The organism is Bacteroides caecigallinarum (genome assembly GCF_021531075.1).
In the GTDB taxonomy this organism is placed as follows: domain Bacteria; phylum Bacteroidota; class Bacteroidia; order Bacteroidales; family Bacteroidaceae; genus Phocaeicola; species Phocaeicola caecigallinarum_B.
In genome coordinates this window covers 1-15,686 of the sequence record NZ_JADYTJ010000057.1, presented here as the reverse complement: position 1 = coordinate 15,686, position 15,686 = coordinate 1, and the positions used below count along the sequence as shown (strand labels likewise).

General features: G+C 41.1%; 15 protein-coding genes and 2 pseudogenes. 3 read left to right on the top strand and 14 right to left on the bottom strand.

Translation table 11 applies throughout. The annotated features are described in order from the left end of the window. Positions 1–224 precede the first annotated feature (224 nt). Complete coding sequence (cysK, locus tag I6E11_RS12685) at positions 225–1,112, bottom strand: cysteine synthase A (protein WP_235338531.1); 888 nt, start codon at positions 1,110–1,112, stop codon at positions 225–227. 281 nt (positions 1,113–1,393) lie between these two features. Beyond that, entirely contained in the window at positions 1,394–2,611 is a 1,218-nt protein-coding gene (gene mef(A), locus I6E11_RS12680; protein ID WP_074560477.1) for a macrolide efflux MFS transporter Mef(A), read from the bottom strand. A gap of 158 nt (positions 2,612–2,769) precedes the next feature. On the opposite strand from mef(A), the gene I6E11_RS12675 reads away from it, so the two are divergent. Beyond that, entirely contained in the window at positions 2,770–4,044 is a 1,275-nt protein-coding gene (locus I6E11_RS12675) for an IS1380-like element IS612 family transposase (RefSeq protein ID WP_032534612.1), read from the top strand. 249 nt (positions 4,045–4,293) lie between these two features. On the opposite strand, the gene I6E11_RS12670 is transcribed toward I6E11_RS12675, so the two are convergent. The 12 genes and pseudogenes from I6E11_RS12670 to I6E11_RS12615 form a co-directional block, all read right to left on the bottom strand. After that, on the bottom strand, positions 4,294–5,178 hold the full coding sequence (locus tag I6E11_RS12670) for a serine O-acetyltransferase (RefSeq protein WP_032585418.1): 885 nt from the start codon (positions 5,176–5,178) through the stop codon (positions 4,294–4,296). Positions 5,179–5,268: 90 nt separating this feature from the next. After that, on the bottom strand, positions 5,269–7,563 hold the full coding sequence (gene gshAB / locus I6E11_RS12665) for a bifunctional glutamate--cysteine ligase GshA/glutathione synthetase GshB (RefSeq protein ID WP_032585417.1): 2,295 nt from the start codon (positions 7,561–7,563) through the stop codon (positions 5,269–5,271). Continuing rightward, positions 7,560–8,903 carry an MATE family efflux transporter gene (locus I6E11_RS12660; RefSeq protein ID WP_032585415.1) on the bottom strand — a complete coding sequence of 448 codons (1,344 nt, stop codon included), beginning with the start codon at positions 8,901–8,903 and terminating at the stop codon, positions 7,560–7,562. Before I6E11_RS12660 ends, gshAB begins: the two co-directional genes overlap by 4 nt. A 60-nt stretch (positions 8,904–8,963) precedes the next feature. Beyond that, a complete protein-coding gene (locus I6E11_RS12655; RefSeq protein WP_032585414.1) occupies positions 8,964–9,266 on the bottom strand; it encodes an ArsR/SmtB family transcription factor in 303 nt (100 codons plus the stop codon). 135 nt (positions 9,267–9,401) lie between these two features. Further along, positions 9,402–10,439, bottom strand: a complete 1,038-nt coding sequence (gene arsB, locus I6E11_RS12650) for an ACR3 family arsenite efflux transporter (RefSeq protein ID WP_032585412.1) — start codon at positions 10,437–10,439, stop codon at positions 9,402–9,404. Positions 10,440–10,446: 7 nt separating this feature from the next. Further along, positions 10,447–10,902, bottom strand: a complete 456-nt coding sequence (locus tag I6E11_RS12645; RefSeq protein ID WP_032585410.1) for an arsenate reductase ArsC — start codon at positions 10,900–10,902, stop codon at positions 10,447–10,449. Between the two features lie 26 nt (positions 10,903–10,928). Then, complete coding sequence (locus I6E11_RS12640; RefSeq protein ID WP_007843741.1) at positions 10,929–11,933, bottom strand: hypothetical protein; 1,005 nt, start codon at positions 11,931–11,933, stop codon at positions 10,929–10,931. Between the two features lie 10 nt (positions 11,934–11,943). Next, positions 11,944–12,912, bottom strand: coding sequence for a permease (locus I6E11_RS12635; RefSeq protein ID WP_004326346.1), 969 nt, complete (start codon positions 12,910–12,912; stop codon positions 11,944–11,946). Positions 12,913–13,018: 106 nt separating this feature from the next. Further along, the gene (locus tag I6E11_RS12630) at positions 13,019–13,252 is read right to left on the bottom strand and encodes a thioredoxin family protein (RefSeq protein ID WP_004326347.1); all 234 of its coding nucleotides are present in this window, start codon (positions 13,250–13,252) and stop codon (positions 13,019–13,021) included. 34 nt (positions 13,253–13,286) lie between these two features. Then, positions 13,287–13,993 (bottom strand): annotated as a pseudogene (locus I6E11_RS12625) (aromatic aminobenezylarsenical efflux permease ArsG family transporter). 10 nt (positions 13,994–14,003) lie between these two features. Next, positions 14,004–14,444, bottom strand: a complete 441-nt coding sequence (locus I6E11_RS12620; protein WP_032585409.1) for a nitrophenyl compound nitroreductase subunit ArsF family protein — start codon at positions 14,442–14,444, stop codon at positions 14,004–14,006. A 63-nt stretch (positions 14,445–14,507) separates the two neighbouring features. Continuing rightward, on the bottom strand, positions 14,508–14,834 hold the full coding sequence (locus tag I6E11_RS12615) for an ArsR/SmtB family transcription factor (protein ID WP_118423195.1): 327 nt from the start codon (positions 14,832–14,834) through the stop codon (positions 14,508–14,510). Between the two features lie 171 nt (positions 14,835–15,005). Between I6E11_RS12615 and I6E11_RS12610 the strand changes: the two genes are divergently transcribed. Beyond that, positions 15,006–15,149 (top strand): hypothetical protein, encoded by a 144-nt coding sequence (locus I6E11_RS12610; RefSeq protein WP_235338530.1) that lies wholly within the window; start codon positions 15,006–15,008, stop codon positions 15,147–15,149. Between the two features lie 319 nt (positions 15,150–15,468). Continuing rightward, positions 15,469–15,686, top strand: a pseudogene (locus tag I6E11_RS12605) (DUF3945 domain-containing protein); the annotation flags it as partial.

The window sequence follows — 15,686 nt, the reverse complement described above, 5'->3', positions numbered from 1 at the left end:
TTGAATCATTGATTTTCATATTTATAATATGTGTTTAATTTTCTGTATCGTAAATCAGCACAAATTATTCGTTTTCCTACATTTATGAGTATCAGCAAACCGTATCTCATAAAATATTATTATAGATGAGTCTCCTTTAAAAAGTACATTCTTTCAAATTTACCCCCTCTCAGAGGCATTTGTAAGGCGTTAAAATCTATAAAATACTTTTTGTAGTAGATAAATCAGTAATCTTCCAAGTCATGAATACTTGCAATATCCATAGAAAGGTATCTCTCTCCAGTATCAGGTAATAGTACAATTATCCTTTTCCCTTTATAAGAATCGTTTGAGGCAAGTTTAACAGCGGCTGAAACAGCTGCTCCTGAAGAAATACCAACAAGAAGTCCTTCTTTCCTTGCCAAATCTCGCATCATTTTAAAAGCATCATTATCATTTATCTGAATTATTTTATCAATATAACTCGTCTCTATAATTTCAGGTATAAATCCTGCACCAATGCCTTGTATCTTATGCGGACCAGCTACTCCTCCAGACAAAACAGGTGAACCTTTTGGCTCTACTGCTATTATTTCTATTTCAGGACTCTTCTCTTTTAATCTTTTACCAATACCGGTAATACTTCCTCCTGTTCCGACACAAGAGATAAAGACATCAAACTTTCCTGCATCTTCAATAATCTCATTTGCTGTTGTCATATAGTGAATATCAGGGTTGGCGGGATTTTTGAATTGCTGTAATATGACAGATCCTTTTATTTGAGAATTTAATTCTTCTGCTTTTGCTATCGCACCTTTCATACCTTCACTTCCCGGTGTCAAAACCAACTCACTGCCGAATGCTTTGAGAAGTTTCCTTCTTTCTATACTCATAGTTTCCGGCATGGTAAGAATGACTTTATATCCTTTTAGGGCTGCAATCCAAGCCATACCGATTCCGGTATTCCCGCTTGTAGGTTCAATGATTGTACCATCTTTTTTTAATTTTCCGGAAGTTTCCGCTGCTTCAATCATAGCATAGGCTGCCCTGTCCTTTACACTGCCTCCCGGATTGAAATATTCCACTTTGGCTATGATTTCCGTTCCGTATTCATCTTTATATATATCCTTAATTCCGCAACACTATTATAAATATAACTTTTTAAGTACCTGAGCAACAAAAAGTTGCTCAGGATTTTGTCATGTCAGATTTTTCACCTATCTTAGTGTTGCAAATCAAAATATGTATCAAACCCGACAGACATGGCAAAATTTCCAAGGGACAACATCCTTTTGATTTATGACCGTAACTTCAAGTGGTCTAATAGCATTTATGTTTCTATATAAGGCAAAGAGGATAATTTTTCTGTCACTGATTGAATAATATTATCTATCATACGAACACGCCCTTTATTTTATTTTGCATCTAATTTTCTAATCTCAGTTATCATTGGGCAAACTATTGCAATGCAAATAATTAAAATACCTGATAGTAAAAACCAATGATTTACATCGATTCTATCAGCAAAGAATCCAGAAAGAATTAACCCAATTGGCATAACAAGAGACATGATACTTCCAGTTAAAGAAAATACACGTCCTAAATATTCAGGCTTAATTTTCTCCTGAAAAAGAGCTGTTTGCACACCGCTGTAAAACGGAACCGAAAGCCCCATTATTGCACAGCAGACTACAAATATGAAAAATCCACTTTGAGGAAGTAATCCTGAAATGGTTAAGCTTATCCCCATCATAAAAATTGATGCCGTTATTAATAAGATTCGCTTTTGGTAATTCCCAAATAACCCTAATAATAGACCCCCTATCAACATACCAGAGGCATAAGCAATCTCCGTAATAGAAATATGCATCGGTGTACCATTAAAATATTCCATAGTGATTAAAGGATATAATGCATTTATGGGCATATAAACAAACATATATAATGTTCCAACGAGTAATAAAGCAAATAATCCTTTATTTTGCCGTAGTACAGCCATTCCTTCTTTCATTTCTCTTATGAAATTTGGTTTCAAACTTTGCACTTGATCACCTAGCTTAGGAATACGTACAATTGCTACCGTAATAGATGCAATCACAGCCCCCAATACATCGATGGCAATAATAGCATTTAGTTCCCAAACGGAGTATAAGAGTGCTGCAACCGCCGGACTAACAATATAGCTTATAGACTGCAAAGACTGACTATAGCCTGCACATTTCGTAAGCTGTTCTTCTGGTACTAAAAGTGGAGTAACCGCATTGAGAGCCGGGGTATGAAAAGCTGTTCCAATGCTACGGATGAACAATACTACCATAACCATCCAGATAGGTAACTCCATATACAATGCAACAATAGCTAGCACGGCCCCAGCTGCTGCGATAATTAAATCAGCACCAATCATTATCTTCTTCCTATCATGACGATCCACTAATACACCAATGGCTGGTCCAAAGACCGCATAGGGTAAAAAACCTACAAGTGAAGCCATAGACAAGACCATCGCAGATCCTGTTTTTTCTGTAAGGTAAAAAATAATCGCCATTTGCAGGATGGCACTAGTGATTAATGATACTGCCTGCCCTGCCCATATTGTATAAAACTTAAGTTTCCAATTGTTGTATTTTTCCATTTATACCTTAATTCCGCAACACTTTGATTTAACTTTATTTATAAGTTCCTGAGCAACAAAAAGTTGCCCAGGATTTTGCCATGTCAGATTTTTCACTTATCTTAGTGTTGCAATTAGAAAACAAGCGAAAATCGTAACAAGGCGCTGCAAGGGTACAAATAAAATTCGAAAAACTCACACCTTTTGGAGGAATTTTTTCAATCATGGAGAAATTTGACTCCATGCTTTCACCCGTTATCGACTCAACACTGGGTCAGAGATGCAGCAGTATCTTCGGATATCAGTTCAGCGAGATAGTCCGTTCGCTGATGAGCGTTTATTTCTGTGGCGGCTCATGCGTGGAAGATGTAACGTCACAACTGATGCGCCATCTCTCGTATCATCCTACCCTTCGTACATGCAGCTCTGATACCATCCTCAGAGCCATCAAGGAACTGACACAGGAAAACATCTCCTATACTTCCGACCAAGGCAAGACCTATGATTTCAATACTGCAGACAAACTCAACACATTGCTTATAAACGCTTTGGTTTCTACAGGCGAGTTGAAGGAAATTGAGGAATACGATGTTGACTTTGACCATCAGTTCCTTGAAACGGAGAAGTATGATGCAAAACCGACCTACAAAAAGTTCCTCGGCTACAGGCCTGGCGTATATGTTATCGGTGACAAGATAGTCTATATCGAGAACAGCGATGGCAACACGAATGTGCGTTTTCATCAGGCAGACACCCATAAGAGATTCTTCGCTCTTCTGGAATCCCAGAACATCCGTGTAAATCGCTTCAGGGCAGACTGCGGTTCCTGCTCGAAGGAAATCGTCAGTGAGATAGAGAAGCATTGCAAACATTTCTACATCCGTGCCAACCGATGCAGTTCGCTCTACAATGACATCTTTGCTCTGAGAGGATGGAAGACGGAGGAGATTAACGGCATCCAGTTCGAACTCAATTCCATTCTCGTTGAGAAATGGGAAGGCAAGTGCTATCGTCTTGTCATCCAGAGACAAAGACGCAACAGTGGCGACCTTGACCTGTGGGAAGGCGAATACACTTACCGTTGTATTCTGACCAACGATTACAAGTCATCGACAAGGGACATTGTTGAATTCTACAATCTGCGTGGCGGCAAGGAACGTATCTTTGACGACATGAACAACGGATTCGGTTGGAGCAGGCTCCCCAAGTCATTCATGGCGGAGAATACTGTCTTTCTTCTGCTTACTGCATTGATACACAATTTCTACAAGACCATCATGAGCAGGCTTGACACCAAGGCTTTTGGGCTCAAGAAAACGAGTCGCATAAAGGCTTTTGTCTTCAGATTCATCTCCGTACCTGCCAAGTGGATCATGACTGCAAGGCAATACGTGCTGAATATCTACACAGAGAACCGAGCTTATGCAAAACCCTTCAAAACAGAATTCGGATAAGAATCCTTTCTTTCCGGTTTGAATCTGCGTATTACCTCAAGTCGCATCGTGGGGTAAGGGGATGGTGGCTACATATTGATGTTGTGCTGTTGCTTTTTACTGAAAGCTACTACTAACGACTCATAAATCTACCCTTAATCGTGTATTGGATGATAGTTGCGGATTTTAGGTATATTAGAAAGCCGCACCAATGGAGTCTTACCTATAAGCTGCAGCAAATTGTCCTTTATATTGCTCATATTTATCAGATTATTTTTTCTGTACTCTTTTTCCGTATGGTTCCACATCTTCTGTTACCCAGAGATTACCCCCGATAACAGCCCCCCTGCCGATTGTTATACGCCCCAATATGGTAGCATTTGAATATACCGTCACATTATCCTCCAATATGGGGTGGCGTGGTATTCCCTTTATCGGATTTCCGTTTTCGTCAGTCGGGAAACTTTTTGCACCGAGTGTGACACCCTGATACAGTGTGACGTGATTCCCGATGATACAAGTCTGCCCTATCACGATACCGGTTCCATGATCTATATTGAAATATTCTCCTATCTCAGCCCCCGGATGAATATCTATCCCTGTCTCAAAATGGGCAAGCTCACTGATAATTCTCGGTATGAGCGGTATCTCCATTTTATATAGTTCGTGGGCAATCCTGTGGTTTGAAATGGCTCTGATGGCAGGATAGCAGGATATTATCTCCCCGATACAGGTCGCTGCCGGATCTCCGTCAAAGGCTGCATGAATGTCCGTTGCCAGCACCCTTCTCATTTCGGGAAGGCTCCGTATGAACCTCTCGGCATACTTTCTTGCCGTCTGGCAGCAGGGAGTTCCCTTTATCCTTTCCTTCATGTTCTCATTTCCGAAGAGCATACCCGCCTGTATCTGCTGCGTCAGGATCTTGCTCAGCTTCTCCAGTGTCACCCCAAGATGAAATGTGAGTGTCTGGCTGTTTACCGTATGATTTCCATAATACCCCGGAAACAGGACTGCACGGCAAAGTTCTATTATCTCATGTATGGCTTTACCTGAAGGTATCGGGTCTCCTTCTTCATATTTGATGAAAAGTTCAGGGAATGATGAATAATCCGCCAACTTTTCAACAACTTCTCCGATGTATGTAATATGTTCCATGTGATTATATATATTTAAATCGTAAATATACGTTGGTTAAACCTATAATAAAAAGGATAGGTCATATCCTTTTTATTGTCTGCACTGTCTTTAAAATCCCAAAGCCTTGATCATCTTATGGTTCAGGTGTCTGTTCTTGCCCTTGAACGGATAACAGTGTATATGTATGGCAGGATTGAAGTTCATTTCAATGATCGCATAGTTATCCGGTGTGGCAGGAGCATGAATATCCTGTATCATCATATCCAGTCCGGTAATCTTCACGTTCAGAGCTTTTGCAGCTTCCACAGCAATAGCCTTGTACGAATCGTCTATATCGTCTGTAAAATCTATGCTGTCTCCTCCCGTACTGATATTGGAGTTCTCACGAAGATAGACCACTTCCCTCTCTTTGGGTACAGTGTTGAAATCCATTCCCTGCTGCTTCAGAAACATTTCTTCCTCACGCCCCTTTCTGATTTTCTCCAAAGGGGTGCGATATCCTTTACCTCTGAGCGGATCTTCATTCTTCCTGTCTATCAGTTGTCCGATATTCAGAACACCGTCACCCGTCACATTTGCCGGAACACGGTGAAGGATACCTACCACTTCATCATTGATGATGAATATCCTGAATTCCCTTCCCGGTATGAACTTCTCTATAAGCACCGTGTTGTCATGCTCAAAGGCTATCTGCAAGGCTGCCTTGAAGTCCGTTTCATCATAGTTGTGCTTCAGTATGGTTATACCCAATCCGAAATTGGTGGACTTAGGCTTGATTACCACAGGTTTCCCTGCATACAGGCGGTAGTCTGCCATACCTGCCTCCGGTGACGTGTATTCATAACCGCCCGGCACGCTTATTCCGGCACGTTCCAGCACCTTCTTCGTTACCACCTTATTTTCCATCATCAGTACAGACACGTATGAGTCCAGAGAGGTCTTGGTTGCCTGCATCACATATTCTTCCTTTTTACCGTCAAACAGACGTATGAAATTTTCCTTACGGTCAAGTATTTCAAAACCTATCCCTTTAAGTATTGCAGCCTTCAGCAGAAGCTGTGTGGACATTTCCATATCCTCCAGTCCATGAAATCTGTAACCTCCGCTTATGGTGGTTTCCCTATACTGTCTTGCCTTTTCCAGATGGAACGGTACAAACCCCACCCTGTTTATGTTCTCATACAGTACCATGCCTATACGCTTCTCAGGATTCTGTACAAGGTACAGATTATGCTGCATCTCCTGACGGTAGATTTCATCGTCAAGCACCCCATATTCTGAGAGAATTCTCTCCATATCTTCTAAAATAGAAGTAGCTTTCTGCTGTACAGTGGTCGAGCAGCATTTCAACTCCTTCTTTTCGTCTCTTCCATAGCATGAAGCCATATCCTGATTACGTGTTGCCCTTTGCAGTTCTTCCTCCGTAAGACTTCCGTTCTCCTCCTTCAGCAGAGAATAGACAAGCAGAAGGTGAGAAAAATAAATGGCACTTGCACATACCCCCGATTTTGTAAACGGGTCAAGATCCACAATTCGTACCTCAATATAAGAAGGAGAACCATTATCCTTTTCCAGAAACTTGATACGGACCGGAAGATAAAGCTCGTGAGGTCCGTCAATACGGTTTTCCCTTATCAGTTTGTCAATAGACATATTATAGGCTTCAAGTGAGGAATAATCGATGAAGAACTCCTCACGGTTACGATACCCTAATGGACTTGTCCTCAGACTGAGGCTTACCCCACACTTCATGGGCTGCTTTTCTCCCGTTTTAAGCGAAATCACATTCAGGGTTTCTTCTGCAAGCGGAGATTCACCGTACAGCCAGATAAAAAGCCAGCGGTATTTGAGAAAGTTCCTTACCACACGAAAATATACCGTTTCCCTGACCTCCTCCATAGAGCTGCCGCAAACACCGCTTTTTAGCAGAACGTCCATCAGTTTTTCCGAAAAAGAGAAATTGAAGTGTATTCCCGAAATAAGCTGCCTTTCCTTTCCGTAGGTTCCGGCAAGTTTCTGACGGTAATACTCCTTGTCCTTGAACTCTCCCGAATAATGTGCAATGGGTATCTCCTGATTCTCCTTCAATACAGGAGGAAGGCTCTGAGGCCAGAGAAGCTCATCGCCGATATTCTCCGTAACCACATCGTGCAGCGTTTCCATAAATCCCAAAGCCTCTCCTACACTTGGCAGCGGCGGAGTTATCATTTCCACCTGACTCTCTGAAAAGTCGGTGGTTATATAAGGGTGCTTCCCCTTGTCGCCAAATACTGCCGGGTGTGGAGTCAGGGCAAGCGTACCGTCCTGATTGACCCTGACATTTTCCTTTTCAAGTCCGAAACACCCCTCTCTAAGCAGATGGCTGTTCTGTTTAAGTATAAAGCAAAAATCCTGTGTATTCATATACTGCTATATTGTATGTTTGATTCTTCAAGTTCCTTTTCCCTTTTTCTATATAATAGATAAAGTACAATGCCCTTTATCACGCTAGTAAGCGATATGCTCCACCAGACACCATCTATTCCCATTCCCATACTTTTGCCAAGCAGAAGGGCAAGAGGTATCCTCATTGTGGTGAACACGATGCTCACGGTTGCAGGATATTTGGTAAGCCCCTGTCCGGTATAAGCTCCCGAAGTGAGTATTTCAAGTGTGGCAAACAGCTGTGAGAAGCCGACTATACGCAGATAGGCACTGCCTATTTCTATGGTGGCAGCCTCCTTCACGAAAAATGACAGTATGGTTTCCGGGAAAGCTAAAAATATGAATGTGGCAGGTATGGAAATACAATATCCAAGCCTGATGCTTGTACGATAGCATTTCCTAATCATATCCGTATTCCTTTCCCCGTAATATTGCCCTATCAGTATGGAGGTTGCCTGCATAAGACCGTTCATAAGAAGAAACGAAAGCGACTCTATCTGAAGACCCAGCTTCTGTGCGGCTATTGCATCTGTTCCCCATATACTTACTATACGCCCGATGGCTATACCGATAAGCGAGAACAAAATACGCTGCATGGCAGGTGCTGTGCCTATTCCAAGTATTTTCCTGAGAAACTTGCGGGGTACCGCTTTTATACTCAAGGTAAGTTCAAGCCTATGTCTGAGAAGATATATCGCATACATCATGGCACCCCACTGTGAAAATGCCGTAGCCCATGCCGCACCTTCCACTCCCAGTCCGAAATAAAATATAAACAGAGGGTCAAGAATGATATTGACGATATTCCCATAAAGTACCGCCCTGAACGAGAACTGTGTCTTTCCGTGTGCGTCTATAATGGCGGTAAACAAAAGGTTCATAAACATGATAAGAACAGTGATACTGCTTATCCTCAGATAGTTCTGAGCCATCGTGTTTACTTCCGGTCTTTCGATATTGAAAAGGGATATAAGAGGCTCTGCCAGCATAAAGACGAACAGGGCATAGAATATCCCCAACACGAATGTACTGCGTATTCCGCATGATATGAAGTGTTGTATTCTGTCCTTCTTTTCAGCCCCTATACTGTGTGAAACCGATACCATGGTACCAATGGTTATCACGCTTATCAAAGACCAACCCAACTTGATATAAAATCCGGCTGTTCCAACAGCAGCCACTTCTCCGCTTCCCAGTTTCCCGACCCAGAACATATCCGTAATATCGTATGAGATCTGAAGACAGGATGATAATATGATAGGGATTGCTATTCTCAGCAGTGATTTTCTTTTTTCTCTTTTTGCCGTTATCTGTTCCATAGTTTATTTTATATCGTAAAAATACGATGTTATATACCAATAAAAAAACTCTTATTCAAATCATAAGAGTTCTGAAAACAACTTCTTTGCCAAAAGCAGGCTTTCACGGTTAATACGATAGCAAACCTTTGGTGGAGCTATCTCGCCGTCTATCAGACCTACATCTTTCAGTACCTTCAAATGCTGTGATATGGTAGACTGCGCGATTGGCAATTCCGTTGTCAAGTCTCCACAATAACAACAGGCATTATGGTTAGCCAACAACCTTACGATTGCTATTCGTGCCGGGTGGCTCAGAGCCTTTGCAAAACGGGCTGCCAAAATATCTTTTTCCTCAAATTCTTCAGCTTTACTAAATGCCATAATATTTTCATTGTTTTATATCGCAAATATACGATGTGTTTTTTTATCAACCAACCCCCAGATATAAATTTTATGTATTTTTTAATGTGCAGACGCACGAAGCCCCCGGAGAGTTACCCCGCCGGAGGCTTTTTATCAGAAGAATTTTCTTGTATTGTTTGCAATCCGTACAAGGCTCAACATTACAGGCACTTCTACCAGAACACCTACCACTGTTGCAAGTGCAGCCCCGGACTGAAGACCGAACAACGATATGGCGACAGCAACGGCAAGTTCAAAGAAATTACTTGCACCAATCATACCTGCCGGAGCAGCTACGTTATGTGGCAGTCTTGAAGCCTTTGACCAGCCGTATGCAAGAAAGAATATAAAGAATGTCTGTATAATCAGGGGTACTGCAATCAATAGAATATGCAGTGGGTTTACAAGGATTGTTTCACCTTGAAACGAAAACAGAATTATCAATGTGAGCAATAGTCCGATTATAGTAGCATTGTCGAACTTCTTTATAAATACATTGTTAAAATAGTCTTCTCCCTTTTTCGATATTACAGTACGGCGTGTAATTACACCACCTACAAGAGGTATGACCACAAACAAAATTACAGAAAGTGTAAGCGTGTCCCAAGGAATGATTATTCCGCCAACACCGAGAAGAAAAGCCACTATCGGAGCAAAAGCCACCAGAATAAGCAAGTCATTCACTGCTACCTGTACCAACGTATAGGCAGCATCGCCTTTAGTAAGATAGCTCCATACAAATACCATAGCTGTACAGGGTGCAGCACCCAACAGTACGGCTCCGGCAAGATATTCACCAGCCAGTGCTTCCGGTATCCACTGTTTGAATATAACAAAGAAGAATATCCATGCTATGCCGAACATCGTAAACGGTTTTATCAGCCAGTTTACAATACAAGTGATAAACACTCCTTTAGGTTTCTTTCCAACATTCTTAATACTCTGAAAATCCACCTTCATCATCATGGGATAAATCATCAGCCATATAAGAATGGCTACCGGTATGGATACATTCGCATATTCAAACTTACCGAGTGTTTCGGGTATGGCAGGAAACCATTGTCCTATTGCTATTCCTACTACAATGCAGATAGCCACCCACACTGTTAGGTATCGTTCAAAAAAACCTATTCCTTTTTTCTCTTTTTCCATATCCTTTTTAGCAGTTGCCACCGCAAGAGCATTTTGGCAATTCTTCTTTTCTGATTTCAGTAATGTAGAAACGGGCAAAGGCATTTCTGATTTCGTCACGCACACGGCGAAACTCCGAGTCAATAAACTCCAGTGTACCTGTTGCGTGTGAAGGATCGTCAAAGGCGATATGAAGACGTTTTCCTACTTTTCCTATGAATGTAGGACAGCTTTCATTTGCATCTCCGCATACAGTTATTACATAATCCCATTCCTGATTGATATAGGCGTTTACATGTGTCGGAATATGTGAACTGATGTCTATTCCTACCTCTTTCATCATTTCCATAGCCTTGGAGTTTACCTGAACGGCTGGTTCCGTTCCGCCGGAATATACCTCTAAATGTTTGTCAAATGACTGCAAAAATCCGTGAGCCATCTGGCTGCGGCAACTGTTTCCTGTACAAAGTATCAATACTTTCATTTCAAATAGTTTTTTAATTTGTTGATTTATATTTTACATTCTATACTCATAAGCAGGTAGTTTTCACGTTTCCCACTTTTTGCCTTCCAACTTTGGTAGTTTGGAGATATTCTGACTTGTTTAATCGGAGCATATTCAAAACCTCCTATAATGGTATGTCCTTCCTTAACTGTATTTTGGTTTTCTTCGGTTGCGTCCAATAAGTCGAATCTTCCATACAGATGTATTTTTGAATTTATTTTTATGGTAGTGTAAACCGAATATCCGTTTACATCTGTTTCCGGTGAAAATTTATAGTTGAAAGCACGGTTATATTCTGCACCGAAAGAAAACCTGCTGTGGCTGTACCCCGCAAAGGCTGCAATTGAATACTGATCTTTCTGATTTCCAGAAACCGACTTCATATACTCCGGTGTATTGTATATGTCGCCATACAGTCTGAACATAAATCCTTTTACCGGTTTTAAAGTTAGTCCGGCTCCGTATTTGTAATTGTTGTCCATATTCTTAAACTTACGCCCCTCTCCGTTTGTCAGAGCCATATCAGCAGATATGACAGGTGAAAATTCATATCCTGCTACAATTCCTATATCTTCACAAAAGGCTATTCCATATTCTTCCTGAAAAGATTTAAAGATATACCTATGTCCCCAGAAATTTTCCTGTTCCGAGAACTGCTTCAGATTTACCAGTCCGGCAGACACAAAAAATCCCTTCCCTTTCCAGTCTATCTGTGCGTTCTTCAAATATCCGTTGAATTTGGTATTTCCGTTTTCATCTGCCATTGTTTCCACATTCATAAGAATTTTTGCAGAAAAACCTTTTGTAAAAAATCCTTCATATCCTACAAAAGCACGGTCAAGGTTGAATCCGCTATTCTCGTTGCAGTGTCCGACCCCTGCCTTGTAGTTGGCAAAGAGGGTTAGTATGGGTTTGCCGGAAAATAATTTTTCATCATTTTGTGCAAAAGTCGGTTGAATGAAAATGGCGGCCATCATAATTGATGAACACCATTTTATAATACTTCTCATATTCATTTTTTTATAAAATGTAATTAAACAGATAACCGGATAGTATAATGAAGAAAGCAACTGTGCCAAAAAAGATACCAATCAGTTTCCATGTCATTACTTTTTTGAGTAAGGTTGCTTCCGGTAATGATAGCCCGACAACGGCCATCATAAAGGCAATGGCTGTTCCCATAGGGATACCTTTTGCTACAAATACCTCGATAACCGGAACGATACCTGCGGCATTGGCATACATCGGTACGGCAAGAATTACGGAAAGAGGAACTGCATACCAGTTGTCTTTCGACATATATTGCTCAAAGAAACCTTCCGGTACAAAGCCGTGCATAAAAGCACCTATACCTATACCTATAAGGATATAGACAAGTACGCCGCTTACTATCTTCCACGAATCACGGATAATGGTTGGCAGTCTTTTTATAAAGGTTGTATGGTCTTTTTCCCATTCCTCGCTTTGTACTGAAGAATTGGCTTGTATTTGCTTTACCCAGTCGCTGAGATAGGGTGCAAGCTTCATTTTTCCGAGGACGAAACCGCCGATAACTCCAAGCAATATACCACTAATCACATAAATCAGAGTAACCTTCAGTCCGAAAGAACCTAAGAACATGGCAACGGCAACCTCATTCACCAATGGTGAGGTTATCAGAAAAGCAAAGGTTACTCCCAACGGAATACCTCCCTTTACAAACCCGATGAACAACGGAATGGAGGAACAAGAACAGAACGGGGTTATTGCTCCGAAAATCGAAGCCAACAGGTACTGAAGTCCGTACATTTTGTGTGTTACCAGATAATTTCTCAAACGCTCTATCGGGAAATAGGCATTAATAATTCCCATTAGTACGCTGATGAAAAACAAGAGGATTAAAATCTTTATAGTGTCATAAAAAAAGAAGTTTACGGCCACTCCTATCGGAGTGTCGGCACTCAGTCCGAACAGTCCGTAAACAAGCCAGTCTGCAAAATCCTGTATCATATTTTAATTGTTTTTATTCGTCTAAATACGAACATTGTTCCAGTTAAAAAAGCGGCAGATACAACCGTTATGGCATCTGCCGCTCATCGTTAAATAACTCTGTTTATCAGATACCAAGAAGTTTCTTTACATCACTTTCTGTCGGCACCTGTCCTTTCATCTTCACTACTTCGTCAATGACAACGGCAGGTGTAGTCATGATGTTGTAGTTCATCATTTCCATGATGTCGTCCACCTTGGTCAGTTTTGCATCGATGTTGTTTTCTTTCAATACCTTCTCAATTACATTATAGGTTGATTTACATTTGGCACAACCCGGACCTAATACTTTAATTTCCATATTCGTAAATATTTTATTTGTTATCAAATCTGTTTTACAGATACATTATCCAGCAATAATAGATGCCGATGATGATGAATACCACACCTACAATAAGGTTCATCCATTTCTGCACCTTCTGCATCTTACCGTAGAAACTTCCCATCTGCTGTACACTGAAAGCAAGAATCCATGCAACGGCAAGTACAGGCAGGGCTGTGGCAATAGCGAATACCACCGGCAGCAGATAACCGGCTGTAGCCGTTGCAGACATCGGTATAAGCATACCGAAATAGAAAACTCCGCTTGTCGGACAGAAAGCCAGGGCAAAGAGTATTCCAATCATCAGGGCACCCCATCCGCCTTTCCTGGCGAGACCTTCCGCATTTCCGTTAAACCCGAATTTCGGAAGATTAAGTTTGTCACCAAAGAGCATGAACAGGCCTATTACAAGCAGAAGCGGACCAAGAACGAGTTCACCCCATGTCCCGATAGTCTTCTGAATGCCGAACATGCTGGAACCTTCTTTCAGAATCATAATCAGTACCACTCCGAGCAGGGTGTATGAAAGGACACGTCCCAACGTATAAAGAAGACCGTTCCGGAAAATGCGTTTTCTGTTTTCAATGTCTTTCCGATAAATCCGATGGCCGCTATATTTGTTGCAAGCGGACAAGGTGATAGTGCGGTCAGCAGTCCGAGTAAGAATGCCGTAAGAACGGGAGTAGAGCTGTTATCCAGCAATGTCTGTAACCAATCCATAGCCCTTATATTATTTCAACATTTCATTTACAGATTTCACTATACCTGCCTTGAATACATCCGGTGACTTACGGGCGTTTCCGAAAGCAAATTCTGTCATATTCTCGTATGTCTCCTGTCCGTTCTTATACTTAACGATAAACAGTGATGACCAGGTTACCTCATACTTTTCAGCTATCTTCTCATTTTCTTTCTTGCTGATGTCTATTACCTTAAAAACGACCTCACCTTTTTTGATCTGCTCGGCAAAACTTTCTTCCATCGCAGCTTTTGTGTTGCTTTCGATAGCCATACAGGTTGCGCAACGCTGCTTTCCATGAAAATACAATACTTCTACATGGTCTTTTACTGTCACTTCTTTTTGAGTCTGTGCTTCAGTTCCGTTCTTTGCGTTCATGTTGCAAGAGATAAAGGCGAAACATACAGCAATTAAGAATAAAATCTTTTTCATGTCTTTCTATTTTTTGTTGTTAGTTATTCGCAAAACTACGAATCTTCTTGTCAAAAAAAGAGCTTACTTGCAGCAGCCCTCTTTCTTACATATAGGTTGGCCAAGAAAATCTGCAAACATTTTTTTTGCAGTTTCCCAGTTTTCCTTGTTGATACAGTATTTTACTTTCGGTGTTTCTATCTCCCCTTGGATAAGTCCGGCTTCTTTCAACTCTTTCAGATGCTGAGATACCGTAGCCTTTGCAATGGGAAGTTCCTCATGAATATCACCGAAAAAGCGACATTCCTGAGATGCCAGGAACTGGAGTATGGCTATACGTGCCGGATGTCCCATCGCTTTTGCAAAACGGGCTAACTTCTCCTGCTCTTCTGTATACTTCTTTTTTATCATTTCTATCCCTCTTTCTGTTTGTTATTCGCAAAAATACGAATATATTTCAATAAGTCGAATGAATTATCATATTTTAATCTTTAAAAACACTTGTTATCCCTTCCATCAAAAATAAATCCCAATCCTGATTTGCCAGCCGCATTTATTCCTTTTTTCAGGAGAATTTTCTTTATGGCTTACGCCATGAAAATTCTCCTGAAAAAGAATGCGGCGGCAAAAGGATTAGAATTAAAGGAAAGATTACAGGGATTAACTGCGACCGACGTGACGCATAGCCGTAAACTAAAGGCGGCTATCCTTATATTCCATATATGACCTCACAAATACTGTGAAAATCCACCTTACCCAATAATAAAAACATAACCTGCTTATCAACTCCCGAAATAAGACAGGGATTTCAGCTCCCTCCGATCTGCATAGTCCGGTGGCTTCGCCATGCTTTTACTTCTACTCTTCATACTTCTTTTCATCCTTTTTTCCTGCTGTTTCAACATTCTTTCCAATCCTTCGTATGACATTTGATGACATCTGATGCCATCTAATGCCATCTATTTGCAAATCAATTGTTTACCCAATTTATCATCTTACATTTGGACTGTGAAACAAATCAAGTAGTCACTCAAAACAAAAGATTATGGCACAAGAAAACAGTCCAGACAAGGGAAAAAGGCAAGGCCGGACAAAGAAACCGGAAAAGCCTTATGTGGAACAAATTGACGAGCTTCTGCTGGTACATAACAAGAACGACCCCAAGGAGGGTTTGGGAGTGGTCAGCAAGGCAGACGAGAAAGGTAATTATCAGACGGTTGCACCGGAGGAGAAGAATGAGAACTCATTCCTGAAATTCGACAA

Coding starts and splice junctions, on each gene's coding strand:
- I6E11_RS12670 (WP_032585418.1), bottom strand. CDS start 5,178: ATGGAACATATTACATACATCGGAGAAGTTGTTGAAAAGTTGGCGGAT.
- gshAB (WP_032585417.1), bottom strand. CDS start 7,563: ATGAATACACAGGATTTTTGCTTTATACTTAAACAGAACAGCCATCTG.
- I6E11_RS12660 (WP_032585415.1), bottom strand. CDS start 8,903: ATGGAACAGATAACGGCAAAAAGAGAAAAAAGAAAATCACTGCTGAGA.
- I6E11_RS12655 (WP_032585414.1), bottom strand. CDS start 9,266: ATGGCATTTAGTAAAGCTGAAGAATTTGAGGAAAAAGATATTTTGGCA.
- arsB (WP_032585412.1), bottom strand. CDS start 10,439: ATGGAAAAAGAGAAAAAAGGAATAGGTTTTTTTGAACGATACCTAACA.
- I6E11_RS12645 (WP_032585410.1), bottom strand. CDS start 10,902: ATGAAAGTATTGATACTTTGTACAGGAAACAGTTGCCGCAGCCAGATG.
- I6E11_RS12640 (WP_007843741.1), bottom strand. CDS start 11,933: ATGAGAAGTATTATAAAATGGTGTTCATCAATTATGATGGCCGCCATT.
- I6E11_RS12635 (WP_004326346.1), bottom strand. CDS start 12,912: ATGATACAGGATTTTGCAGACTGGCTTGTTTACGGACTGTTCGGACTG.
- I6E11_RS12630 (WP_004326347.1), bottom strand. CDS start 13,252: ATGGAAATTAAAGTATTAGGTCCGGGTTGTGCCAAATGTAAATCAACC.
- I6E11_RS12620 (WP_032585409.1), bottom strand. CDS start 14,444: ATGAAAAAGATTTTATTCTTAATTGCTGTATGTTTCGCCTTTATCTCT.
- I6E11_RS12615 (WP_118423195.1), bottom strand. CDS start 14,834: ATGATAAAAAAGAAGTATACAGAAGAGCAGGAGAAGTTAGCCCGTTTT.
- I6E11_RS12610 (WP_235338530.1), top strand. CDS start 15,006: ATGGCTTACGCCATGAAAATTCTCCTGAAAAAGAATGCGGCGGCAAAA.